Annotated in this window: 21 protein-coding genes; 7 read left to right on the top strand and 14 right to left on the bottom strand. The window is 58.4% G+C overall.

Annotation, left to right across the window (positions count from 1 at the left end; genetic code table 11):
• Positions 1 to 131 precede the first annotated feature (131 nt).
• Positions 132 to 971 carry a helix-turn-helix transcriptional regulator gene (locus H7K56_RS07090; RefSeq protein ID WP_021509391.1) on the bottom strand — a complete coding sequence of 280 codons (840 nt, stop codon included), beginning with the start codon at positions 969 to 971 and terminating at the stop codon, positions 132 to 134.
• A 99-nt stretch (positions 972 to 1,070) separates the two neighbouring features.
• On the opposite strand from H7K56_RS07090, the gene H7K56_RS07095 reads away from it, so the two are divergent.
• Positions 1,071 to 1,967, top strand: a complete 897-nt coding sequence (locus tag H7K56_RS07095) for an SDR family oxidoreductase (protein ID WP_150360282.1) — start codon at positions 1,071 to 1,073, stop codon at positions 1,965 to 1,967.
• A gap of 115 nt (positions 1,968 to 2,082) precedes the next feature.
• On the opposite strand, the gene H7K56_RS07100 is transcribed toward H7K56_RS07095, so the two are convergent.
• The 4 genes from H7K56_RS07100 to H7K56_RS07115 form a co-directional block, all read right to left on the bottom strand.
• Positions 2,083 to 3,321, bottom strand: a complete 1,239-nt coding sequence (locus H7K56_RS07100) for an aromatic amino acid transporter (protein ID WP_150360283.1) — start codon at positions 3,319 to 3,321, stop codon at positions 2,083 to 2,085.
• A 157-nt stretch (positions 3,322 to 3,478) separates the two neighbouring features.
• Complete coding sequence (gene iolG / locus H7K56_RS07105) at positions 3,479 to 4,489, bottom strand: bifunctional inositol 2-dehydrogenase/D-chiro-inositol 1-dehydrogenase (RefSeq protein WP_150360284.1); 1,011 nt, start codon at positions 4,487 to 4,489, stop codon at positions 3,479 to 3,481.
• Between the two features lie 31 nt (positions 4,490 to 4,520).
• Positions 4,521 to 5,342, bottom strand: a complete 822-nt coding sequence (locus tag H7K56_RS07110; RefSeq protein ID WP_058781498.1) for a TIM barrel protein — start codon at positions 5,340 to 5,342, stop codon at positions 4,521 to 4,523.
• A 136-nt stretch (positions 5,343 to 5,478) separates the two neighbouring features.
• Entirely contained in the window at positions 5,479 to 6,924 is a 1,446-nt protein-coding gene (locus H7K56_RS07115; protein ID WP_150360285.1) for a sugar porter family MFS transporter, read from the bottom strand.
• Between the two features lie 317 nt (positions 6,925 to 7,241).
• Between H7K56_RS07115 and H7K56_RS07120 the strand changes: the two genes are divergently transcribed.
• Entirely contained in the window at positions 7,242 to 8,585 is a 1,344-nt protein-coding gene (locus tag H7K56_RS07120; RefSeq protein WP_150360286.1) for an MFS transporter, read from the top strand.
• Positions 8,586 to 8,588: 3 nt separating this feature from the next.
• Here the strand turns inward: H7K56_RS07120 and arnF are convergent, their stop codons facing one another.
• The 7 genes from arnF to arnB are packed head-to-tail and all read right to left on the bottom strand — an operon-like array spanning position 8,589 to position 15,933.
• On the bottom strand, positions 8,589 to 8,951 hold the full coding sequence (gene arnF / locus H7K56_RS07125) for a 4-amino-4-deoxy-L-arabinose-phosphoundecaprenol flippase subunit ArnF (RefSeq protein WP_150360287.1): 363 nt from the start codon (positions 8,949 to 8,951) through the stop codon (positions 8,589 to 8,591).
• Positions 8,948 to 9,268, bottom strand: coding sequence for a 4-amino-4-deoxy-L-arabinose-phosphoundecaprenol flippase subunit ArnE (arnE, locus tag H7K56_RS07130; protein ID WP_088517260.1), 321 nt, complete (start codon positions 9,266 to 9,268; stop codon positions 8,948 to 8,950). The genes arnF and arnE overlap by 4 nt, the downstream gene beginning before the upstream one ends.
• Positions 9,265 to 10,932, bottom strand: coding sequence for a lipid IV(A) 4-amino-4-deoxy-L-arabinosyltransferase (arnT, locus tag H7K56_RS07135; RefSeq protein WP_375140409.1), 1,668 nt, complete (start codon positions 10,930 to 10,932; stop codon positions 9,265 to 9,267). Before arnT ends, arnE begins: the two co-directional genes overlap by 4 nt.
• Before the next feature lie 19 nt (positions 10,933 to 10,951).
• A complete protein-coding gene (gene arnD / locus H7K56_RS07140) occupies positions 10,952 to 11,836 on the bottom strand; it encodes a 4-deoxy-4-formamido-L-arabinose-phosphoundecaprenol deformylase (RefSeq protein WP_150360288.1) in 885 nt (294 codons plus the stop codon).
• Positions 11,833 to 13,812, bottom strand: coding sequence for a bifunctional UDP-4-amino-4-deoxy-L-arabinose formyltransferase/UDP-glucuronic acid oxidase ArnA (gene arnA, locus H7K56_RS07145; RefSeq protein WP_150360289.1), 1,980 nt, complete (start codon positions 13,810 to 13,812; stop codon positions 11,833 to 11,835). The genes arnD and arnA overlap by 4 nt, the downstream gene beginning before the upstream one ends.
• Positions 13,809 to 14,795, bottom strand: a complete 987-nt coding sequence (gene arnC, locus H7K56_RS07150) for an undecaprenyl-phosphate 4-deoxy-4-formamido-L-arabinose transferase (protein ID WP_021509379.1) — start codon at positions 14,793 to 14,795, stop codon at positions 13,809 to 13,811. The genes arnA and arnC overlap by 4 nt, the downstream gene beginning before the upstream one ends.
• 1 nt (position 14,796) lies before the next feature.
• Positions 14,797 to 15,933 (bottom strand): UDP-4-amino-4-deoxy-L-arabinose aminotransferase, encoded by a 1,137-nt coding sequence (gene arnB, locus H7K56_RS07155; RefSeq protein ID WP_150360290.1) that lies wholly within the window; start codon positions 15,931 to 15,933, stop codon positions 14,797 to 14,799.
• 457 nt (positions 15,934 to 16,390) lie between these two features.
• On the opposite strand from arnB, the gene H7K56_RS07160 reads away from it, so the two are divergent.
• The 4 genes from H7K56_RS07160 (at position 16,391) to H7K56_RS07175 (ending at position 21,008) form a co-directional block, all read left to right on the top strand.
• Positions 16,391 to 16,606 carry a hypothetical protein gene (locus H7K56_RS07160; RefSeq protein ID WP_227746467.1) on the top strand — a complete coding sequence of 72 codons (216 nt, stop codon included), beginning with the start codon at positions 16,391 to 16,393 and terminating at the stop codon, positions 16,604 to 16,606.
• Between the two features lie 560 nt (positions 16,607 to 17,166).
• Positions 17,167 to 17,931: a prepilin peptidase gene (locus H7K56_RS07165; protein ID WP_150360291.1), complete on the top strand. Its 765-nt coding sequence runs from the start codon at positions 17,167 to 17,169 to the stop codon at positions 17,929 to 17,931.
• A 215-nt stretch (positions 17,932 to 18,146) separates the two neighbouring features.
• Complete coding sequence (locus tag H7K56_RS07170) at positions 18,147 to 19,529, top strand: diaminobutyrate--2-oxoglutarate transaminase (RefSeq protein WP_150360349.1); 1,383 nt, start codon at positions 18,147 to 18,149, stop codon at positions 19,527 to 19,529.
• Positions 19,530 to 19,541: 12 nt separating this feature from the next.
• Positions 19,542 to 21,008 (top strand): pyridoxal phosphate-dependent decarboxylase family protein, encoded by a 1,467-nt coding sequence (locus tag H7K56_RS07175; protein ID WP_058770207.1) that lies wholly within the window; start codon positions 19,542 to 19,544, stop codon positions 21,006 to 21,008.
• 83 nt (positions 21,009 to 21,091) lie between these two features.
• Here H7K56_RS07175 and H7K56_RS07180 read toward each other — a convergent pair whose 3' ends face one another.
• On the bottom strand, positions 21,092 to 21,484 hold the full coding sequence (locus H7K56_RS07180) for a RidA family protein (protein ID WP_150360292.1): 393 nt from the start codon (positions 21,482 to 21,484) through the stop codon (positions 21,092 to 21,094).
• A 129-nt stretch (positions 21,485 to 21,613) separates the two neighbouring features.
• On the opposite strand from H7K56_RS07180, the gene H7K56_RS07185 reads away from it, so the two are divergent.
• Complete coding sequence (locus tag H7K56_RS07185) at positions 21,614 to 22,216, top strand: TetR/AcrR family transcriptional regulator (protein ID WP_150360293.1); 603 nt, start codon at positions 21,614 to 21,616, stop codon at positions 22,214 to 22,216.
• Here the strand turns inward: H7K56_RS07185 and H7K56_RS07190 are convergent.
• Complete coding sequence (locus H7K56_RS07190) at positions 22,197 to 23,108, bottom strand: LysR substrate-binding domain-containing protein (protein ID WP_132463929.1); 912 nt, start codon at positions 23,106 to 23,108, stop codon at positions 22,197 to 22,199. The two genes, H7K56_RS07185 and H7K56_RS07190, sit on opposite strands and share 20 nt — an antisense overlap.
• Positions 23,109 to 23,175 lie beyond the last annotated feature (67 nt).

Here is a 23,175-nt window from a genome sequence, read left to right on the forward strand (position 1 = left end):
CTCGTTAAGCGATTGAATCAGGCAGGAGAACCTCTATTTCGTTTCTCCTGCCCATTACAGGGTAAGCCTGTTTTTTTTCGACTGGTGTGATTGCTATAGCGTGCTGGCTGACGCATTAAAAACTGCCTGACTCAGCTTTCGCGCTGAGCTGGGTTCTGTGAAATCCAGCGCTCTGTTTTCGCTCTGCTTTCATCGGTTGCCGGGTTAAAGAGCATCATCGTTAAATCCGGCCTGCCTTCAACAGAAAAGGTCGAGAACTCCAGGGCAATCGTCCCCATTTGCGGATGATGCAGCACCTTAAACCCTTCGCCATGCCCGGCCACATCGTTGTTACGCCACAGGCGGGCGAAATCAGCACTTTGAGCGGATAGCTCCTCAACCAGTCGATCAATTTCCTCTGAAGCCCCCAGGCGCGCGGCATCCGCCCGAAAGGCGTTGACGATGAGACGGGCAACGCCCTCCCAGTCGTCTTGCATCCCCCGCGCTTCCTGATCGGTAAACAGCAGGCGCAGAATATTGCGCCGCGCGGGCGGAAGTTGCCCATAATCCTTCAGCACAACCGTCGCCGGGTGATTCCATGCCACCACATCCCAGGTGGCGGTTTTGATAATCGCCGGAATCGTCAGGCTTTCCAGTACGCGTTGCAGCCGTGGGGTTATGCTGTCGGACCGACTTACCCGGTTTTCTGGCGGATGCCCAAACGCGAGGATAAACAGATGATCGCGCTCGGGAGACGTAAGCCGCAGTCCGGCAGCAATGCGGTTCAGTACCTCACGCGAGGGCGCTCCCCCGCGGCCCTGCTCGAGCCAGGTGTACCAGGTCGGGCTGATATTCGCGAGCTGGGCAACCTCTTCGCGACGCAGGCCCGGTGTACGGCGGCGGCCGGGCAAAAAACCAAACGAAGCCGGGTCAATTGCCAGACGGCGTGCCCTTAAAAACTCACCCAGCGGATTTTCAGAAAGCAGCGTCATAAATCACCCTGTTAATGTTTATACCCTGATAACCTCACTACTTTAATAGTAAAAGATCCGCGCTTACGCTGTCGCACTAAATCACTCAGGAGACAGGCTATGCGTATTTTTGTAACGGGAGCGACGGGCTTTATCGGCTCACGCGTTGTATCGGACCTGCTGGCTCGCGGCCATCAGGTGACCGGTCTTGTACGTTCAGAAGAAACAGCTCAGCAGTTAAACGATAAGGGCGCCACAGCCCAGCGCGGTACGCTGGAAGATCCCCAGGCGTGGATTGCCGGCATTGACCAATGTGATGCGGTGATTCACACCGCTTTCGATCATGATTTCAGCCGTTTTGTCGAAAATTGCGAAAAAGACCGCCGCGTTATTCGCGCGATTGGCTCTGTGTTGCAGGGCAGTCAGCGTCCGCTGCTCATCACTTCTGGTACTGGAATGGGTGATGACGGCAGCGGCCAGCCCGCTCTTGAGCAGAATTTCAACCCGGCACACCCTAACCCACGCGTCGCCTCGGAGCTGGAAGGCAATAAGCTCCTTGAATCGGGGATCGATCTACGTGTGGTGCGTTTACCTCAGGTTCACAACACCGAACGTCAGGGATTAATCAGCTATTACATCGCTCTTGCCAGGGAGAAAGGCGCGGCAGCTTATATCGGCGGAGGTGAAAACGCCTGGTGCGCGGCACACGTTGATGACGTCGCCGGGCTGTACGTAAAAGTGCTTGAGCAAGGCGAACGCGGCAAACGGTATCATGCGGTAGCTGAGGAAAGCATTGCCTCACGGCTGATTGCTGAAACCGTAGCAGCAGGCCTGGGGATTCCTGCCGTTTCGCTGAAAGCCGATCAGGCCGCGGAGCATTTCGGCTGGTTCGCCGCTTTCGCCAGGCTGGATCTGCGTGCCAGCGGTGCCTGGACGCGTCAGCAGCTCAACTGGCAGCCCAACGGACCGGGTCTTATCGCTGACTTGAGCAGAGTGAATTATTCAACCCAGTCGTAGCCCCAGCGCCGGGTAGCGGCGCAATTCATTGCGCAATTTACAACGGTACGGCGAATGGATTAGCGCGATAAATCGCGCCGCTACGAATACCTCTGAACCCCATGGCTCTCGCCACTCAGACCGCAGCAAATTGCGGTAACACACCCAGCCAGCTCAGCGTCCATGCCAGCACATTCAGCGCGCCGAAAAGCAGTACCAGGCCAATCGCCAGTGGCGTACGCGGCTGATCGGTAAAGCGCTGTTGCGCACGCCGCGCCAGCAGCGCTGGAATAATCACCGCCCACAGCGTGGCAAACAGACCGGCAAAACCGATGGCGGCGACGAAGCCATGCGGCCACCACAGCGAAGCGAGCAGCGGCGGCAAAAATGTCAGGCACGCGGTTTGCAGCCGCGCGCGCGGGGAATGCCCCCAGCCGAGGCGGTCGGCGATGAAATCAAACAGGCCTGCCGTCACGCCGAGAAACGAGGCAATCACCGCAAAATGTGAGAACACCGACATCATCAGCGATAACGCGCGCACATGCAGATGATCGCGCAGCGCGGCCATCAGCGCGGCAATATCTCCACCCTGCTGCACGATGTCAGGAAACGCAGCGCGCGGCAAATTCCCCATGGTGCAGACAATCCAGAACAGATAGAGCGCCAGCGACATCAGCGTGCCCAGCACCAGCGCGCGTGTCACCGGCGACTCGCGGCGCTGATAATAACTCACCAGCCCGGTGATGTTACCGTGATAGCCAAAAGAGGCCAGACAGAACGGCAGCACGCCCAGCGCGTAAGGCCAGTAGCTGTCTCCCGGCGCGGCGGCAGCGAACAGCGAGGGCACGTCAACCTGGGTTAACAGCCCGCCGAACAGCAAAATCAATAGCAGGATTTTTGCCAGCACGCAGAACGTCATCAAACGACTGACGCCGGTGGTGCCGAGCCATACCACGGCGGCGACACACAACGTCAGCGCGATTTTGGCCCCGGCGGTTGAGAGCGGCACGCCAAGCTGATTCAGCGAGTGCTGGTAAACCGGACCGCTGGCTGAGATATAGGCGTAGGTGAGAATGCCCAGCACAAACAGGATGCTAAGGCCATTGATGCTGGCCCAGCCGCGCCCAAGCAAATCGCGCGTCAGCGTATCGTAACCCGCGCCCGGCGGATAATGCAGGCTGACACGCATAAACAGCAGCCCGGAGAGCAGCATTGCGCCCCAGCTTATGCCCAGCAGCAGCAGCGCCCAGCCAAACCACGCCCCGGCCATCACAATCGGCAACGTAAACATACCGGCGCCCACTACCGTCCCACAGATGATCATGGCGCCCCACCATACCGAGGGCTGGCGGCGCGCCATTACGCTCTCCGTCATCACACTTTTCCTTGCACAACATAAAGGCGGCGATGATACACGGGATCGGTAACAAATGTGAGGCGCGGGCGGTACTGACGGGAAGATGGCTGTTAACAGGTGACAATGTCACATAAAAGCGCACCGGTTAGGGTGCGCCAGCCGCGATGTGGCGGGATTAACAATAGAAAGCCGGACGTGGCGGCATGGTAATCGGGACAATGTCACCGTTGTTCTGTGCCGCAACACAGGCATCGGCTGCCACGGCGGCGGCATAGCCGTCCCACGCCGACGGGCCAGTCATATTGCCTGACAGCACGTTGTTAATGAAATCCTGCAGCTCAACGTCATAGGCAGCGATGAAACGTTTTTTCCAGTCGGTCAGAATGCCAGTGGAGAGCTGCGCCGCGTGGCGGGTTTGCACCGACATTGGTTCAGGCAGGCGGGCAATGCCGCTCTCGCCAACCACCTCACACTGAATGTCGTAACCATAGGCACAGTTCACGAAGATCTCGACATCAATGCGGATACCCTTCGCGGTTTCCAGCAGCACAATCTGCGGATCTTTCAGGTGCGATGACGCGTGGCGGGTCTTGCGGGGGTAAATCACCTGCGCGCTGACGTAATCATCGTTCAGCAGCCAGCGCAGCACGTCGAGTTCATGGATCAGCGTATCGGTGATCGCCATATCGGTGGTATAAGCATCGCCGACCGCCGGATTGCGGTGCGCGCAGTGCAGCATCAGCGGCTCACCCAGGGTGCCGCCGTCGATAACCGCTTTCAGCGCGCGATAACCGCTGTCGTACGGTCGCATAAAACCCACCTGCACCAGCTTTTTGCCCGCGGCAATTTCCGCTTCGACGATCTTCATACAGCCCTGCGCGGTCACCGCCAGTGGCTTCTCGCAGAATACCGCTTTGCCGGCTTTGATGGCTGCCAGCACAAACTCTTCATGCGTCGGGCCCCACGAGGTAACCAGAATGGCCTGCACCTCCGGCGCGGCGATCAGATCGTGCGCGTTGTCGTAAATCTCCGCCTGCAAGCCGAGCTCGCTAATCACCTGCTCACAGTTGTTGCGATTGATATCATTAAGCGCGACCACGCGCGCATGCTGCAGCACCTGGCTGCAGCGACGAATGTGTTCACGGCCGATAGCGCCAGTGCCGATTACACCAATATTGAGTGTCATGCGAGGTTCCTTCAGCAAAATGCCGGATTGGTTAGTGGTTGAGATAATCAATGCTGCTGCGGATTTCGCGCGCAATATCCTCAGCACTCCAGCTCTCCATCACCGAAGAAAACGGCTCGAAAGCATAAACACCGCGATAGCCCATCTCTTCCAGGCGCTGCACCTGCTCGCGGGATTTCAGCAGGTCATCCGCGCTCAGCATGATGCGCTCTTCGTCGGTGAGTTGATGAGTCGGGCGCGCATCCGTTACGCCAGAGAGATGCACCAGGCCGATGTGATTCACGTCTACGCCACCGGCGAAATCCTGTTCGGCGCCTTCGTACAGGTGATGATGGAAGGTATCCAGCACGATGTTAAACGGCACGCCGGCCTGAGCAATAAGCTGCTGCGCCAGCGCGGCGGAGCGCAGTGAGCTCTGCGGAAAACCGAGTGGTTCAACCAGCCCGGCAACACCATATTCGGCAAACAGCGGCGCCAGGGTTTGCAGTGCCTGTACGGTTTGCTCATTACTCACCGGCGTCCCATCATTGAGCGGACACAGCACCAGCGCTTTCGCCCCGGTGGCGCGCGCATCGGCTAACAGCGCGCGCGTTTTTTCCAGCACCGCATCATCTAACTGGTTGAAGGGATACACCGCGTTGATGGTTTCGATCTCAAGCTGATGCTGCGCTGCCAGGCGTCGCACTTCCTCACCGCCTGCGCCGTCGGTCACGCTGCCGCTTTTCATATCGTTGCGTATTTCAACTTTATTTAATCCCAGCTGTTCCACCAGCGCGAAGAATTCCGCCATGCTGAGATGAGGGGCAATTTTACGGTTAACACAGAATCGGTCACTGCTTATTTTGTAGGTCATGATCTTTCCTGGATAATAATCACTGGGTAAGGTTCTGTTTGCTGCAAGGTACTGACATGCCCTGATAGTAAGTTATCTTTTTTGCCCGCTCTGCGGCTTCTTTGAGTGATTTACATCAGCCTGAGCGCCCTCACATTTAGTCTTTACCGTCATACAGTTCATAGAAATAGTGTTCGACCTGTTCCAGGCTGCGCCCTTTGGTTTCCGGGATAGCACGCAGCACGAACAGGGCGCCGCCGATCCCGATCACGGCGAAGGTGAGAAACGCCCCGGCCAGGCCAAAGGCGGCCAGCAACAGCGGGAAGGCCATGGAAATGGCGAAGTTGGCAATCCACAAGGCAAAAACGGCCCCCCCCATGCAAATGCCGCGCATGCGCGCCGGAAAGATTTCCGACAGCAGCAACCAGGTGACCGGTGACAGCGCGCCCTGCTGAAAACATAAAAACATCAGCATTCCGGCCAGTACCAGGTAGGCCCGCAGCAGATTAACCGCACCACCGGCGTGATACTCTGGCATTAGCAGGCACACCGTAGCGATAAAGAACAGGCAGGCGGTACAGCCCATCTGCCCTATCAGCACCAGCGGACGACGACCAACCTTACCGATTATCACGATCCCCACCAGCGTCATGATTACCGAGATCACGCCGTTGGCGATGGTGGCGAACAACGCCGCATCGTTGCTCAGCCCGGTGGCAGTGAGCATGGTTGGCGCGTAGTACATGATGGTGTTCACACCGGTCAGCTGCTGGATGGCGGCAATGCCAATTCCCAGTAAAAACACTTTGCGCAACCATGGCGTGCGCAGATCACGCAGGCGACCTTTGCCTTGCTGGCGATGCTCTTCGATGGTCTCTTCGATCTCCTCCAGCTCCCACTCTACATCCTCCGCCGCCCGGGTTTTCTCCAGCACCCTGCGCGCGCCAGCGGTGTTGCCGCGCATGACGTGCCAGCGTGGACTTTCCGGCATAAAGATCATGCCGATCCACAGCAGCACGGCGGGTACGGTGGAGATGGCCAGCATCCAGCGCCAGGTGTGTTCGCCGCCCCAGATTTCATTGAAGGTGGCATTGGAGACATAGGCCAGTAGCTGGCCAGAGACAATCATCAGCTCCTGCAGCGTCACCAGTTGACCGCGTTTATTCGCCGGGGCAATTTCCGCGATATACACCGGCACGGTGGCAGCCGCCCCGCCAACGGCAATACCGAGAAACAGGCGTGACGCAATCATCGTCACCACATCAGGTGCGAAGGCAGAGCCGACCGCGCCGAGGGCAAAAATAAAGGCCAGCGTGATGATGATTTTGCGGCGCCCGAGGGCATCCGCGAAGTGCCCTGCCAGCAGCGCGCCAAAGGCAGCGCCGAACAACAGTGAACTGGTCACCAGCCCGGTAGTGAACGGCGTGAGATGCAAATCACTGCGCATGAACAGCAGCGCACCGGATACCACGCCGGTATCGTAACCGAACAGCAGCCCGCCGAGTGTCGCCACCAGCGCGATGATTTTTACGAAGGGTTCGGTTTTTGTTGTGCTGTTGGGGCCGGACGCGGGGTTGGTGGAGAGATAAAGTTCTTTTTCCATAATACCTCCTGGTAAAAAATGCGTTAGGAAAAGCATCAGAACAAAGCAGCGCGTCCAGGCTATCGGCATTTTTATTTCATGTTAATTTATATTTGAAACCTGCTTTTCAAATTGTGAGTTCAAGCCTTTTGACTGGTTTATTTTGATGGATTTACATCAGCCGAAATAAGGAGAATGAAGATCGGGCGAGGTGGTTATGGAAGCGCAGCAGATCGGCCCCTTGACGCCGGGAGTCGCCACGCTTTGTGATCAATCGCGCAACAACTGCACAAGCCTTCTTGTATGGTAGTCGCTCTTTAACCTCTTCAGGATTTGTCATGGCCTCTTCAACTTTTGCTCAATCTGATACCGCTGAAGCTCACCCTAAATCATTGATCCGCCGCGTCGCCAGCGCCTCGGCGATAGGCACGGCGGCAGAGTATTACGACTTTTTCGCTTACGGTACGGCAGCGGTACTGTTCTTTGGCCATCTGTTCTTTCCCAGCCACGATCCGCTGGTCAGCACACTCGCTGCCTTCGCCACTTATGCGGTTGGCTTCCTCGCACGTCCCATTGGCGGCATGGTGTTTGGGCACATCGGCGACAAAGTGGGACGCAAAAAGGCGCTGGTGGCGACCATCCTGATCGTGGGCCTTGGCACGTTCTGCATTGGCCTGTTACCAACCTACGAAAAAATTGGCGTCTGGGCCCCGGTATTACTGATTGCCATCCGCTTGCTGCAGGGGTTTGGCGTCGGCGGCGAACAGGCGGGCGCGGTATTAATGACGGCCGAATATGCGCAGCCTTCCCGGCGCGGTTTCTTTGCCAGCTGGGTGCAGATTGGTGCTCCGGTCGGGTTTCTGCTGCCGCTGGCGCTGTTCGCTGTGCTTAATGCCGCGCTGAGCGCGGAGCAGATGATGGACTGGGGCTGGCGCGTACCTTTTCTGCTCAGCGCGCTGCTGGTGATTGTCGGCCTGTTTATTCGCCTGCGCATTGATGAATCGCCGGTCTTCGCCGCCATTCGTGAAACCAAAGCGGCAGAATCCAGGCCGTTAAAAGAGGTGCTGCGTGGTAATCCGCGGCTGATGGTCAGCGGTGTGGCAGCGAAACTGATCGAAGCCTGCGCCTTCGCCCTGTTTACCGTCATCATCCTTGCCTGGGGTAAGGCTAATCAGCTTGATGCCGGCATTTTGATGAACAGCATGATCGTCGCGGTGATCCTCGAAGTACTGGCGATCCCGCTGATGGGTGCCCTTTCCGACCGCATCGGTCGCAAGCCGGTTTACCTGATCGGCACGCTGCTGATCATGCTCTCGATCGTGCCCTTTTTTCTCGCGCTGGCGCACAACAGCTACTGGCTCACCCAACTGGCGATGATCGTGGCGCTGACGCTGGGTCACAGCATGTGTTATGCCCCACAGGCGTCATGGTTCCCCGAACTGTTTCCCACGCACATTCGCTGCAGCGGTATCGCGGTGATCTGGCAGATCGGTTCGCTGATCGGCAGCGGCGTACTCGGACTGGTGGCGGTGAAGATTCTGCAGGTGACCCACGGCCACTGGTATGGTCTGGCGCTGTATGTTGCAGTGCTCGGCGTGATTTCTTTGTTCGGCCTGCTGCGTCTGCCGGAAACGGCGCCAGGCCGCCGCCAGGGTGAATATCACCCGTGGCAGCAGCATTAACGGTTAACGGCGCGGCAGCGCCACGCACAGCAGGCCGCAGACGATCAATACGACGCCAGCGAGACTGCTCCAGCGGAAGGTTTCATGCAAGGCCGGCAGAGAAATGGCGGCCAGCCACACCAGCACATAGCTCAGACTGAGCAATGGATAGAGCCGGTTGAGCGGCAACAGCCGCAGTGCCAGCAGCCAGCACAGCATTGAGCAGCCGTAGGCGGCCAGTCCGGCGATTAACGGTATCAGGCCGTGCTGCCACGGTAGCGCGGTCCATGTATCCAGCGGTGGCAGCACGAGCATCGCCGTGCGCAGCAGCAACTGCGCCAGCGACACCAGCAGCACGCTGGCCAGCGCCAGCAGCCAGCCCTTCACAGATGGCTCCCCATCAGCGCAACCCCGGCAACGATCGCCAGCGTACCCAGCCACTGCCGCCGCGTGTAGGTCTCACGCCAGATGACGCGCGCCGCCACCGCCACCAGCACAAAATTCAGGCTCAGCATCGGGTAAGCCACGCTGACCGGCACGGTGCGCAGCACCACCAGCCACAGCAGCATCGCCGTCCCCAGCAGCAGCAGGCTGAGCCCCAGCCAGCCGAACAGGCGGTGCCCGCCGCAGTGGGCCGCCTGTTTCTGGCACAGCTGGGCGGCACAACTGAGCAGGCTTACCAGCAGGATCAGCAGCAGATTCATGGTGTCGCGTTGTAGCCGTAGTAGACCAGCCGTCCCTGCTGATAGACATCGTCCGGCACCGGCAGATGCGCATCCGCTTGCTTTTCGTCAGAATTCAGCAGCAGCACCAGTGCTACCGGACCCTGTCGGCGATGCAGGCGCAGCCAGTCGGCGAAGGCTTCCCCGTCGACGTAGCGCGTTTTTGCATCGGGATAACCCAGTCCGTACTCCAGCTCACCTTTTTCATCGAAGAAAGTGATATCGCTGCGGCGCAGTTCCCATGCGACCGCTGAAGCGATGCCGGAATTGTCCACCACCAGATAGCGGCTCTGCGCCAGCTGAGGCCGCACGGCGCTGACGAAACTCTGCGGCTGTTTGCTATCACGCACCTTTTGCGGGATAGCCAACCCGACCAGCAGCGCCAATGCCAGCGGGCAAAGCGCAGCCAGTTGCCAGCGGCCTGTTTTCAGGCTTAGCCAGCCCATCACCGCCCAGCCGGCAAATGCCAGCGCAGCGCACAGTACCCGCAGCAACTCATCGCGCGCGTACACCGGATGGTGCGCCAGCCCCCAGGGTGCCAGCACCACCACGACCAGCAGCGTGGCAACCAGACCAAACAGCAGGTTGATCCAGCCATTTACCACCAACGCCTGTTTCAGGCGCGCGGTGTTACCGTGCGCATAATGCGCCATCAACAACGCCAGCGGCGCAAAGCACGGCAGGATATAGGTCGGCAGTTTGCCTTTGGCGATGCTAAAGAACAGCAGCGGCAGTACAACCCAGCTAAGCAAATAGATCGCGGCCGTGTGCGGTTGACGCTGTCGCCATGCGCCGCTCAGCGCGCCCGGCAGCAGGCCGAGCCACGGCAGACAGCCTGCCACCAACACCGGCAGGTAATACCAGAACGGGGCTTTGTGCTGCGCATCGCTCTCCGCGAAGCGCTGAATATGTTCGACCCAGAAGAAGTAGTGCCAGAAATCGCCTTCCTGATGCTGAATGGACAGCGCCCAGGGCGCGCTGATCGCGGCCGCCACCAGCACAGTAAGCGGGCCCCAGCGCAGCAGTTCGCCAAAACGTCGCTGCCAGAGCACCCAGGGCACAATCGCCAGCACCGGCACCGCCAGCGCCAGAAAACCCTTGGTCATGAACCCCATGGCACAGGCCGCGCCGAGCAGCACATACCCCGTCAGCCGCTGTGAGGTACTGTGCGCCTGCGCAGCAAACCAAAAGCTGCACATCGCCGCCACCAGCCACAGCAGCAGAATCGGATCGAGCACGGCATAGGTGCCGATGCCGTAAACCAGCAGCGAGGTAAGAAAGATCACGCTGGCGGTGAGCGCTATTTTGCGGCTGGCGAACATCCGCTTGCCCAGCCAGTAGATCAGCAGGGCACTCAGCGTGGTACAGATAATCGCACCGGCGCGCACGCCAAAATTATTATGCCCAAATAACAGCTGGCCAAAATTATTGACCCAGTAACCGGCAATTGGCTTCTCGAAGTAGCGCAAATCAAAAAAATGCGGCACCACCCAGTTACCGCTCAGCAGCATCTCGCGGCTGATTTCGGCATAGCGGGTTTCATCCGGCTGCCAGAGATCACGGAATGGCACCGGGATCAGATAATAGAGAGCAAAAAGCGCTATCAGCAGCACTATGCGGGTGCGGCTGCGCATCGGTGTTTCCATACTTGGGTCCTGTAAAATGTTAACTCTGGCAACCCAGCCAGCCTTCCCGGCCGGCAATGTGCCCGCGCACCACATGGCCCTGCGGCAGCGTACTGAGATCGTCTGGCAGCAGCTCGCTCAGCGGACAAAACCGGATGCCCTGCTGCTGCGCGCGCGTCAGCAGATCGGCAAAGGCGGGCAAACCGACGATGCCTTCGACCTCTGCGTGAATGGTATAGACCGGCGTACCACTGACGGCATGCATCTGCGCGAGAATAAAGTCGTTGAACCCCTCCGCGCTGACCTGCTGGCCCACCACTTCATCCCACGTCGGCAGGGTTACCGGAATTTGCACCGTGCCGAAGCTGCCATCGTTAAGGCGCGGAATGAACGGCCCGCTGCCGCGACAGTCGCTGTTATAGCGAAAGCCAAACGGCTGCTTGGCATCCAGTACCCGGCTGTCGGCGCGCCAGCCTGCCACCGCAGAGCAGGTGACACTGTCACCTAAAATGGCTTCCAGCGTCGCTTTACCGCGCGCAATCTGCGCATTCAGCTGCTGTGGCGACCAGACGCCAGCCCAGGTCTGCCAGGCAAAGTGATCCCACGCGTGTAACCCCACTTCATGGTGATCTGCCGTGGCGCGAATAATCGACGCCAGCCCTTTGCCTATTTCGCGGCCCGGCCAGGCGGTACCGGCCAGTAAAATATCCCAGCCGTACAGCGAGGCCGCGCGCGAACGCAGCATTTTCCACAGAAAGCGCGGCTTCATCAGGCGCCACAGGTGGCGCCCCATGTTGTCCGGCCCAACGCTGAAGAAGAAGCTGGCCTGCAGCTGATGCAGGCTGAACTGCTGCAGCAGCGCCGGTACGCCCAGTTGCGTGCCGCGCCAGGTATCGACATCAACACGCAAACCCACTCGCTTCATGGCTTTTCCTGTAGCTCAACGGTGCGCAGGAAGAAGTCCAGCGTGTTATCGATGGTGGTATCCATCGCCACGGTTGGCGTCCAGTCGAGCAGGCGGCGGGCGTTTTTAATCGACGGCTTGCGGTGCTCCACGTCCTGATAGCCTTTGCCGTAATAGCTGCTGCTCTCTACCTCACGGAAACCGGCAAACGGCGGGAAGCGATCGCGCAGCGGGTGGCGCTCAAAGCTGGCCAGCAGGTGTTCCGCCAGCTCTTTAATACTGGCTTCGTTCTCCGGGTTACCAATGTTAACGATCTGGCCATCGCAGTTGTTGTGTTTGTTCTCGATAATGCGGAACAGCGCTTCGATGCCGTCGCGAATATCGGTGAAACAGCGCTTCTGCGCGCCACCGTCGATCAGCTTGATCGGCGAGCCTTCCACCAGATTAAGGATCAACTGGGTGATGGCGCGAGAACTGCCGATACGCGCGGCGTTGAGGTTATCCAGACGCGGGCCCATCCAGTTAAACGGACGGAACAGCGTAAAGCGCAACCCCTCTTTTTCGCCATAGGCCCACAGCACCCGGTCCAGCAGCTGTTTCGACACTGAATAGATCCAGCGCTGTTTATTGATCGGCCCGACTACCAGGTTGGAGTGATCCTCGTCGAAATGCTGATCGGTACACATACCGTACACTTCGGAAGTCGACGGGAAAATGATGCGCTTTTTGTACTTCACGCAGTCACGAATAATCTTCAGGTTCTCTTCGAAATCCAGCTCGAACACGCGCAGCGGATTACGGGTATATTCGATCGGCGTGGCGATCGCCACCAGCGGCAGCACCACGTCACATTTCTTGATGTGATACTCAATCCATTCAGAGTGGATGCTGATATCCCCTTCAACGAAGTGGAAGCGCGGTTCATCCAGGAAGCGGCTGATGGCATCGGAACCGATATCCAGGCCATAAACCTCAAAGTTATCATCCTGCAGCAGGCGTTCGGTGAGATGGTTGCCGATAAAGCCGTTTACGCCGAGGATCAGCACCCGCGTGCGGCGTTTCACCGCTGCAACCGGCTGCGAATAGAGCAGCGCCCCCGGCACCATGCCCAGACTTTGCGCCAGCTGGCTGCCGTTCATGTAAACACCGTTGTCGCTCTGCCCGGTGACCACTTCGAGCGCGCCCTCGCCGCAGGCAATCAGGAACGGCTCAACCGACAGCACCGTGCCCGGTTTAACGCTGGGCGCATCCTGGTGCACCCGCCCTTTCCACACCACGAATTTCACCGTGCCGGCATACGCAAACGCACCAGGCCAGGGATCGGTGACTGCGCGCACCAGGTTATTCACTTTAGCCGCCGGCAGCTCCCAGTTGATGCGGCCATCCTCCGGCGTGCGGCGACCGACCACGGTCGCTTCCGCGTCGTTCTGCGGCGTGGCGGCAATCTCACCGCGCTTCATCGGCGGCAGCGCGCCTTCCAGCAGCTGGCCGGCGCAGGCCACCAGCTTACGGTGCAGCGTCAGCGCATTATCCTGCGGGTCAATCGCCACGCGCTGCTGCGCCACAATGTCGCCGGCATCGGCACGTTTCACCATGCGGTGCAGCGTTACGCCAGTCTCCGTCTCGCCGTTGACCAGCACCCAGTTAAGCGGCGCACGACCACGGTATTTAGGCAGCAGCGAACCGTGCAGGTTAAACGCGCCGACCCGCGCGCAGTTCAGGATCGTGTCGCTCAGCAGTGCGCGATAATAAAACGAGAAGATAAAATCCGGCTGCATGGTGCGGATGCGATCCACCCACAGCGGATGGTTAGCATCTTCCGGCGCATAAACCGGAATGCCCTGCTCAGCCGCGAGGCGTGCTACCGAAGGAAACGCATGGCTCTCCGGCGAGGTATCCGCATGGGTGAAGATGGCACTGATTTCATAGCCTGCGTTCAGCAGCGCAGTGATGCCTGCACAGCCCATTTCGGCATAGGCGAAGACGATAGTTTTCATTGCTTAATTTCCTGTACAGACGGGGCATCTTGTTGCGGATGGATAACACGTTGAATGAAGTAGCGCGGACGGGCGCGTACGTCGTTATAAATACGACCGATGTATTCGCCCAGCAGGCCCATGCCGACAAACTGCGCGCCGACAAAAATAAACAGCACGGCAAACAGCATGAACACACCGTCACCGGCCCAGCTGGCACCGAGGAACAGGCGCAGCACAATCAGGATCAGAGAAAAGGCGAAACCGGCCAGTGCGATTAAGCTGCCGACAATACTCAGCAGACGCAGCGGCGTGGTGGTCAGGCAGGTTACCAGGTCATACATCAGGTTGATCAGCTTCATGAAGCTGTATTTGGAGTCGCCGAATTCACGCTCGGCATGCGTAACCGGCAGTTCAATGGTGCGGCGCGCGAAGGTGTTTGCCAGAATCGGGATAAAGGTGCTGCGTTCATGGCAGTTGAGCATCGCATCGACAATGTGACGGCGATAGGCGCGCAGCATGCAGCCATAATCGCCCATCGCTTTGCCGGTCACGCGCTGAATCAGGTGGTTGATGGTGCGTGAAGCGCGGCGACGGAACCAGCTGTCCTGACGGTTCTGACGCACGGTGCCGACCACGTCGTAGCCCTGCTGCGCAGCTTTGACCAGATTGGGGATCTCTTCCGGCGGGTTTTGCAGATCGGCATCCAGCGTAATGATCACATCACCGGAAACATGGCTGAAACCGGCCATAATCGCCGAGTGTTGCCCGTAGTTGCGATTCAGCAGCACGCCGACCACGTGACTGCCCGGCATATCCGCCGCATCGGCGATCATCTGCGCGGAGCGATCGGCGCTGCCGTCATCCACCAGTAAGATTTCATAGTCAAGACCGAGCGTGCGGCAGGCAGCGTCGGTACGGCGCACCAGCTCCGGCAGGCTCTGTTCTTCGTTGTACACCGGGATCACCACGGAGACTTTGCGAATTGGTTTTTCTTCCAGCATCTCAGGCTCCCGCAAGGTGGCGTAAGGCAGCAATCACACGCGTTACATCGTCATCGAGCATGTCGGGGAACAGGGGCAGCGAGCAGATACGTTCACTATTCCATTCGGTGGCCGGCAGCGAGAGCTGCGGATAGCGTTCACGGTAATATTTGTGCGTGTGCGCGGCGCGGAAATGCAGACCGGTGCCGATGTCATGGATTTTCAACTGTTCCATCAGCGCATCGCGACTGATACCGCAGCGCGCTTCGTCCACGCGAATGATAAACAGATGCCACGCATGCTGATGCGGCCACGCCGGCTGCACCAGCGGCAGCAACGGCGTATCTGCCAGCTCGTGCAAATAGCGCGCGGCGATGGCCTCGCGACGTGCATTGATGGCCGGCAACTTTTGCAGCTGCACCAGCGCAATCGCGGCGTTGATGTCTGGCAGGTTGTATTTAAAACCGGGCATGATCACTTCGGCCTGCGGTTTGCGGCCATGGGTATGGCGATCGTAGGCATCGACGCCGAGGCCGTGGAATTTCAGGCTGCGCAGGCGGTCAGCCAGCTGCGCATCATCGGTCACCACGATGCCGCCTTCGGCGCAGGTGATGTTTTTGATGGCGTGCAGCGAAAAGATTGCGGTGCCCTGCTGCCCGACGTGCCGGCCTTTGTAGTAACAACCTACCGCGTGGGCCGCATCTTCAATCAGCGGGATATTGTGGCGCGCGCTGACGGCGCGAATGGCGTCGATATCCGCCGGCGCACCGGCATAGTGAACCGGCACGATGGCGCGGGTGCGCGGCGTAATAGCCGCTTCGATCTGTTCTGCGCTCACCATCAGGTTATCGCGATCCACATCGATCATCACCGGCGTGGCGCCCAGCAGCGTAATGATATTGAGCGTGGAAACCCAGGTCAGCGACGGGGTGATCACCTCGTCGCCGGGCTGGATACCCAGCGCCATCAACGTGACGTGCATGCCTGCTGTGGCAGAGCTGACGGCAATGGCGTGCTGGTTGCCGGTGAGTTGGCAAAACGCCTGCTCCAGCGCAGCATTCTGCGGTCCGGTGGTAATCCAGCCCGATGCAAATACCGCCTGCACCGCGGCCAGTTCTTCCTCACCCAATGCCGGGCGCGAAAACGGAAGGAAACTCATAAGATAACCTTACTGTTGTGCCTGAAAACATGCTGAAAAATAAAACAAGCGTTATTGCCTCGCATGACAACCTGATGAAACACGCTGTAACCTTTTGTTTAAACGTTACTTAAACGAGTGCGCTTGATGTGCTGCTGTCATCTGCGAGCAACAAAACTTAAGCAGGTCTGTTTTATCGCTATAAGAAACCAAAATACGGGGGAAAACTTAACTGAACATTAAATGGCAAAGCGGCACGCTGACTTTTTTACGTGATGTTGAAGATTGGTAGAAGATTGCGCGCCGGGACCGGAAATCAGCATCGGGTCAGACATCATGGGTCTGCATGACGACACACGGCAATTAAAGTTGCTATTTTTCAATGCATTAACCAAGAGACTATACTGTTCTTAAGGTTATCCTAAGGTTGGCTGCTTATTCTTCCCTGGGATAGTGACGCCAGAGGCTGGACAGGAGAATGATGATGAGAACCGCGACTGACAGACTTTCACAGGCAGCACTGCGCCGGCATCACATTGGCGTGAAAACAAAAGGATTGCGTTTCCGCGGTGAGCTGTATGTGTTTCGCTATAACGCCGGGCATTACGACGTGTTTCGCAACAGCGAATGGGTGATGTCGCTCGCCACCAGCAATGTGCTGGAAGCCATGCAGCAGTTTAAACAGAGCCAGTAAATTCGCTGGCGCATAGATAAGGTTATTATCTGTCTCCGCTGGCGTATTGATTAGATTGTTGCCCGCCTCAGCTGGTCCATCGAATGGATTTTTGCCTGTCTTCGCATCGATTTGGTCATTGCCAGCCCGTGAAATTCACGCATCCCCGCTTATATCTCCGCTGTTCTCTGGAACCCGCTCGTAAATCCTGCTGCAAATCGCTGCAACGCCGCTTTGCTGCTCGCCACGCCGTCTCCGCCGGCGTATTGTGCCTCTCGCACACCGGCCAGGGTTGGCGACAGATCGCGGTGCGCATAAATGCGCACCCTGTGAAACCTGTAGGGTCGCCATTTATGGCGACCTTTCGTCAAACCGCACAGAACTGGTAGCGGCGCGATTTATCGCGCAAACGGGTTACGCGGCACCTTTATGCCAACCTGTCGTGCAACCTGGCAAAAAATCGCCCCGTTTATACCGGTACGCACAAATGCGCCCCCACGGTAACCGCGCCATGATCTGCACGATCGTCATTGATGGCGACAGAAAAACCCAACGCTGCATGGACAGCAGGAGAAAACCTCATGGAAATCGCTTACTGGCTGATCGGTACACTGCTGGCGCTGTGCGTCGGCAGCTTTCTCAACGTAGTCATTTATCGCCTGCCACAGCAGGTAATGAACCCGCAACCCGGCCTTACCCTGCTGCTGCCGCGCTCGCACTGTCCACACTGCCAGACCACGCTGCGCGCGATCGATATGCTGCCGCTGCTCAGCTGGCTGCTATTGCGCGGACGCTGTCGCTACTGCCACCACCCGGTGAGCCTGCGCTACCCGCTGACGGAACTGCTCACCGCCGCGATCAGCCTGGCGCTGGCCTGGCTGCTGCCGCCCGATAGCCGCCTGCCTGCCGCCCTGCTGCTCGCCTGGATTCTGCTGGCGCTGACCCTCATCGACATTGAGCATCTGCTGTTGCCGGACGCTCTCACCCTTTCACTGCTGTGGCTTGGCCTGCTGTTCAAAGCGCTGCACTGGCTGCCCGGAACGCTGCATGACGCGGTGTTCGGCGCGATAGCCGGCTACAGCGCACTGCGGCTAATGGGTGGACTCTACCAGCTGATAAAAAAGCGCCCCGGTCTCGGTGGCGGAGACGCCAAACTGCTGGCTGCGCTGGGTGCCTGGCTTGGCTGGGCGCTTTTACCCTTTGTGCTGTTACTGGCTTGCACAGGCGCAATTTTATTTGTTCTGCTGGCCCGATTAGGCTGGCAACGCGAGCTGCATCACGTGCTGCCCTTTGGTCCTTGGCTGGCACTGGCGGGCATAAGTCTTTTTATTCACACGATTATTTAATCGCCTGTTCATATCGCGGCGCTAAAATAAGTGGCCAGTTTCTGTCCAACGTCCTGATTCCTATATGAAAAGAATAAACAATTCTAAACAAAATTAATCATTGTGATGTGCGTCAAAAGGCTCTATATTGGCCGCGTTTTTTGAGCCACTGATACTTTTTTGTTCAACTAGTCAATCGGCCAGCCTGTTCGAGCCCCGGTTGAAGGAGAGATATGATGACGGATAAAGTCCGTATTGATACTTTTGGTGCCAACTCATTCAACGGAAACAACGACGCATTCTTAGCCCGTCAGGCTGAGTTTGAATCAAACGTCAGGAGTTACCCGCGCAAGTTGCCTTTAGCGATTGCCAAAGCCAATGGCGTGTGGATTACGGATGTTGAAAACAAACAATATCTTGACTGTCTGGCTGGCGCAGGGACGCTGGCACTTGGTCATAACCATCCTGATGTTCTGCAGAGCATCCAAAATGTCATTACCAGCGGCTTGCCGTTACATACTCTTGATCTGACGACGCCTCTGAAAGATCAGTTCTCCGAATCTCTGCTCTCGCTGCTGCCAGGTCAGGGTAAAGAGTACTGCCTGCAGTTCACCGGTCCATCCGGTGCTGATGCCGTTGAAGCGGCGCTGAAGCTGGCGAAAAAAGTCACCGGCCGCAGCGGCGTAATCAGCTTCTCTGGCGGTTACCACGGGATGACGCACGGCGCGCTGTCCGTGACCGGCAACCTGTCGCCGAAAGAAGCGGTTGACGGCATGATGCCAGAAGTGCAGTTCATGCCTTACCCGCACCTGTACCGTTGCCCGCTGGGCCTCGGCGGCGAAGCTGGCGTGAAGGCCCTGACCTACTACTCTGAAAACCTGATCAACGACGTTGAAAGCGGCGTGCGTAAGCCTGCGGCCGTGATCCTCGAAGCGGTACAGGGTGAAGGCGGCGTGAACCCGGCGCCAGCTGAGTGGCTGCAGCGCATCCGCAAAGTGACCCAGGAACACGGCATTCTGCTGATCCTCGACGAAGTCCAGGCTGGCTTTGCCCGTACCGGTAAGTTCTTTGCCTTCGAACACGCGGGCATTGAGCCAGACATCATCGTGATGTCTAAAGCGGTGGGCGGCGGTCTGCCTCTGGCCGTGCTGGGTATCAAAAAGCAGTTTGACGCCTGGTCACCTGGCCACCACACCGGTACCTTCCGCGGCAACCAGCTGGCGATGGCAACCGGTCTGGCGACGCTGAAGATCCTGACCGAGCAGAACATCGCCGGCAAAGTGGCAGAACAGGGTGAATGGCTGAAAGCCCAGCTGAACGCGATGGCGAAACGCTTCCCGGTTATTGGTCACGTACGCGGCCTCGGGATGATGATCGGTATCGAAATCGTTAAGCCACACGAGCCAGCTGACCACATGGGCAGCTTCCCGGCCGACGGCGAACTCTCTGCACTGCTGCAGAAAAAATGCTTCGAAGCCGGTCTGATTCTGGAGCGTGGCGGTCGTCACGGTGCGGTACTGCGCCTGCTGCCATCACTGCTGATCAGCAACGAAGAGCTGGCCGTGTTCCTGGATAAATTTGAGCAGGCGCTGCTGGGCGCTGGCGTCAAACCTGTTTGACTGGAAGAGTAAATGTCTGAAGTAAACCCGATTCTGGCCGCCTCGGCCCCGAGCATTGAGGCGTACCAGCAGGCGATTGCCCAGAGCAGCGCCGCGGTTGTGCAGTGGCTGCAACAGCCTGAGATGTACCAGGGCAAAACGGTTGCCGAACTGCGCGAGCGTATCACGCTCGACTTCAATCCAAACGGCCTGGGCAACCAGGCCGCGATTGAACGTGCGATTGAATATTTCCTCAAAGACAGTCTGGCGGTGCACCATCCGCAGTGCGTTGCGCACCTGCACTGTCCGAGCCTGGTGGTAAGCCAGGCGGCTGAAGTGCTGATCAACGCCACTAACCAGAGCATGGATTCGTGGGATCAGAGCCCTTCTGCCACCATTATTGAAATCAAACTGATTGAGTGGCTGCGTGCGCAGGTTGGCTATCCGGCCGGTGATGCGGGCGTGTTCACCAGCGGCGGTACGCAGAGCAACCTGATGGGCCTGATGCTGGCACGTGACGCTTTCTATGCGCGTCAGGGCCATTCCGTGCAGCAGCACGGCATCACTGGCGATCTGCGCAAGATTAAAGTGCTGTGCTCAGAAAATGCCCACTTCTCCGTGCAGAAGAACATGGCGCTGCTGGGCCACGGCTATCAGTCTGTGGTGCAGGTGAAGTCGGATCAGTTCGCCCGTATGGACGTGAATGACCTGAAAGCCAAACTGGCGCAGGCTGAAGCCAACGGCGAACAGATCCTGGCGATCGTCGCGACGGCAGGTACTACCGATGCCGGTGCCATCGATCCGCTGCGTGAAATCGCAGCCATTGCCGCTGAGCACAACATCTGGGTGCACGTGGATGCGGCCTGGGGCGGTGCGCTGCTGCTGTCTGAAAAGTATCGTCATTACCTGGATGGTCTGGAGCTGGTGGATTCCGTCACCCTCGACTTCCATAAACAATACTTCCAGACCATCAGCTGCGGCGCGTTCCTGCTGAAAGACGCGCGTCACTATGAGCTGATGCGTTATCAGGCAGCTTACCTGAACTCCGAGTTCGATGAAGAAGCTGGCGTGCCAAACCTGGTGTCCAAATCACTGCAGACCACGCGTCGTTTCGATGCGCTGAAACTGTGGATGGGTCTGGAAGCGCTGGGTCAGAAGCAGTACGCCGCGATTATCGACCACGGCGTAAGCCTGGCACAGGACGTCGCGCAGTTCGTTGAATCTGAGCCGCGTCTGGAACTGGTAATGCAGCCACAGCTGGCCAGCGTGCTGTTCCGCTATCGTCCAGCCCAGCTGAGCGACAGCGCGCAGATCGCCCTGTTCAACCAGCGTATCGGCGATGCGTTGCTGGAGTCTGGCCGCGCTAACGTCGGTGTGACCGAGCATGCAGGTGTGACCTGCCTGAAGCTGACGCTGCTGAACCCGACCGTCACGCTGGAAGACATCAAGCTGCTGCTGGCGCTGGTAGAAAAAACTGCTGATCAATTGCTGAGCGCCTGATTAGGCGTGAAGTAAAAAAGCCGCTAACCGGCAACGGTTAGCGGCTTTTTTTATAGGTTAAAAACTGATCGCCGCACGCTGGCTCACTGCGGAATACGTGCAATCACCTTGATTTCGAAATCATAGCCCGCCAGCCAGTTGACGCCCACCGCCGTCCAGTTGGGATAAGGCTCATCGCCGAAAAAGCGCAGCCGGACTTCGTTCACCGTGGTGAACTGCGCTTCCGGATCGGTATGAAACGTAGTGACATCAACCACGTCATCGAAACTGCAACCGGCGGCCTTCAGCACCGCCGCGAGATTGGTAAATGCCTGATTAACCTGACGCGTGAAATCCGGCTCGGCGGTGCCATCATCCCGGCTGCCTACCTGGCCGGAAACAAACAGCAGGTCGCCGGAGCGAATCGCCGCAGAGTATTTATTGATGTTGTACAACGCCTGACGGCCCGCTGGAAAAACAGCATCGCGTTTGTTCATAATCGTACTCCTGAAGATGAGAGAAGAAAGCGGGTTAGCTATGCCCGCTTTCGCTTTAACATACGCCGCGTATGTATTACTATGTTTTACATACGCGGCGTATGTCAATGCAAAATTTAAGGAACAGCGATGGCAGCCAGACGACGGGCAGACCAGGTGGAAGAGACGCGCGGCAAACTGATTGCCGCTGCACGACGCGCGTTTGCGCAGAAAGGTTACAGCGAAGCGTCAATGGATGACCTCACGGCAGCCGCCGGGCTGACGCGCGGTGCGCTGTATCATAATTTCGGCGACAAGAAAGGGTTATTGCAGGCGGTTATTGACCAGATTGATGGTGAGATTCTTGAGCAGATGCGCGCAGCCGGGCAGCAGTATCACACTCGCTGGCACGCGTTTCTGGCGGAAGCCATTACCTATATCGAGATGTCGCTGGAGCCGGAAGTCCAGCGCATCATGCTGCTGGATGGCCCGGCGGTGCTGGGCGATCCGTCGCGCTGGCCTAATCAGACCGCCTGTCTGCGCACCACCGCCGCCATGCTGGCGGAGCTGATTGAGGAAGGTACGGTGAAACCGGTCGATACCGAAGCGGCGGCGCAACTGGTCAACGGCGCCGCGCTCAATGCCGCGCTGTGGATTGCCACTGCCGATGAGCCGGTCGCGGCGCTACCGCGTGCGGTGCAGGCCTTCCGGCTGCTGGTTTCCGGGCTGCTGGTCAACCCGGCGTCGCATTGAGTTCGCGTATCCAGCTGAGAAACGCCTGCAGCGGTGCCGGGATCAGCCGGCGATCGTTGTAATACAGCCACAGGCCGGGAAAGCTGAGCCACCAGTCGGCAAGAATCGGTTGCAGACTACCGTTGGCCAGCGCCGGCTTCAGCCAGTCCTCAAACAGGTAGACCACGCCGGCACCGGCGATGGCCGTTGACACCGTCAACTCCATCGCCGCACCGATGCTGCAAATCAGCGGCCCCTGCGGCTGTAGTGTGATGCGTTCCGCGCCGCGGCTGAACTCCCATTCGGCCGTCACCCCGGTGGCATAACGACCATACAGACAGCGATGCTGCATCAGGTCGCGCGGATGCTGCGGCGTACCGTAAGCCGCCAGATAGGCTGGCGCCGCGGCCGCGGCAAAGCGCTGCACGCGCGGACCAATCGGCAGCGCCACCATATCCTGCTCCAGATGATCGTCATAACGGATACCGGCATCGCAGCTGTCGCGAAAAATGTCCTGCACATTACTTTCCGCCACAATCTCCAGCCGGATGTCCGGATAGCGCTGCAAAAATCCCGGCACAATCGCCGGTAATACCAGCCGCGCCGCGCTGACCGGCACGTTCAGCCGCAGCGTGCCGCCCGGCGTGTCACGGAACGTGTTCAGGGCATCCAGCGCCGCATCCACTTCGTTCATGGCGGGCAGCAGCCGTGACATCAGCGCCCGGCCCGCTTCGGTCAGCACCACCGTTCGCGTGGTGCGATTAAACAGCCGAACGCCCAGTTGCTGTTCGGCGCGGCGCACCGCATCACTCAAACGCGACGGATTAGTGCCGCTCATGCGCGCCGCCTCGCGAAATCCACCGGCTTTTGCCACCGCCACTACCGCATGCAGCAACGCCATATCCAGCGCCATTGTGCGTCACTCCGTACAGTCTGTCCTGATTTACACGGATAGTCGCACAGCACCGTTGTGATTACAA

Origin of the sequence: Pantoea dispersa (assembly GCF_014155765.1) — a bacterium.
GTDB classification, from domain to species: Bacteria; Pseudomonadota; Gammaproteobacteria; order Enterobacterales; family Enterobacteriaceae; genus Pantoea; species Pantoea dispersa.

Bases quoted from the DNA above. Each gene is read 5' to 3' on its own strand.
- H7K56_RS07120 (WP_150360286.1), top strand. From the start codon at position 7,242: ATGGCCTCTTCAACTTTTGCTCAATCTGATACCGCTGAAGCTCACCCT.
- H7K56_RS07170 (WP_150360349.1), top strand. From the start codon at position 18,147: ATGACGGATAAAGTCCGTATTGATACTTTTGGTGCCAACTCATTCAAC.
- H7K56_RS07165 (WP_150360291.1), top strand. From the start codon at position 17,167: ATGGAAATCGCTTACTGGCTGATCGGTACACTGCTGGCGCTGTGCGTC.
- arnA (WP_150360289.1), bottom strand. From the start codon at position 13,812: ATGAAAACTATCGTCTTCGCCTATGCCGAAATGGGCTGTGCAGGCATC.
- H7K56_RS07090 (WP_021509391.1), bottom strand. From the start codon at position 971: ATGACGCTGCTTTCTGAAAATCCGCTGGGTGAGTTTTTAAGGGCACGC.
- H7K56_RS07115 (WP_150360285.1), bottom strand. From the start codon at position 6,924: ATGGAAAAAGAACTTTATCTCTCCACCAACCCCGCGTCCGGCCCCAAC.
- H7K56_RS07110 (WP_058781498.1), bottom strand. From the start codon at position 5,342: ATGACCTACAAAATAAGCAGTGACCGATTCTGTGTTAACCGTAAAATT.
- iolG (WP_150360284.1), bottom strand. From the start codon at position 4,489: ATGACACTCAATATTGGTGTAATCGGCACTGGCGCTATCGGCCGTGAA.
- H7K56_RS07180 (WP_150360292.1), bottom strand. From the start codon at position 21,484: ATGAACAAACGCGATGCTGTTTTTCCAGCGGGCCGTCAGGCGTTGTAC.
- H7K56_RS07175 (WP_058770207.1), top strand. From the start codon at position 19,542: ATGTCTGAAGTAAACCCGATTCTGGCCGCCTCGGCCCCGAGCATTGAG.
- arnC (WP_021509379.1), bottom strand. From the start codon at position 14,795: ATGCTGGAAGAAAAACCAATTCGCAAAGTCTCCGTGGTGATCCCGGTG.
- arnT (WP_375140409.1), bottom strand. From the start codon at position 10,932: ATGGAAACACCGATGCGCAGCCGCACCCGCATAGTGCTGCTGATAGCG.
- H7K56_RS07100 (WP_150360283.1), bottom strand. From the start codon at position 3,321: ATGACGGAGAGCGTAATGGCGCGCCGCCAGCCCTCGGTATGGTGGGGC.
- arnE (WP_088517260.1), bottom strand. From the start codon at position 9,268: ATGAATCTGCTGCTGATCCTGCTGGTAAGCCTGCTCAGTTGTGCCGCC.
- H7K56_RS07095 (WP_150360282.1), top strand. From the start codon at position 1,071: ATGCGTATTTTTGTAACGGGAGCGACGGGCTTTATCGGCTCACGCGTT.
- H7K56_RS07190 (WP_132463929.1), bottom strand. From the start codon at position 23,108: ATGGCGCTGGATATGGCGTTGCTGCATGCGGTAGTGGCGGTGGCAAAA.
- H7K56_RS07160 (WP_227746467.1), top strand. From the start codon at position 16,391: ATGATGATGAGAACCGCGACTGACAGACTTTCACAGGCAGCACTGCGC.
- arnB (WP_150360290.1), bottom strand. From the start codon at position 15,933: ATGAGTTTCCTTCCGTTTTCGCGCCCGGCATTGGGTGAGGAAGAACTG.
- arnD (WP_150360288.1), bottom strand. From the start codon at position 11,836: ATGAAGCGAGTGGGTTTGCGTGTTGATGTCGATACCTGGCGCGGCACG.
- H7K56_RS07185 (WP_150360293.1), top strand. From the start codon at position 21,614: ATGGCAGCCAGACGACGGGCAGACCAGGTGGAAGAGACGCGCGGCAAA.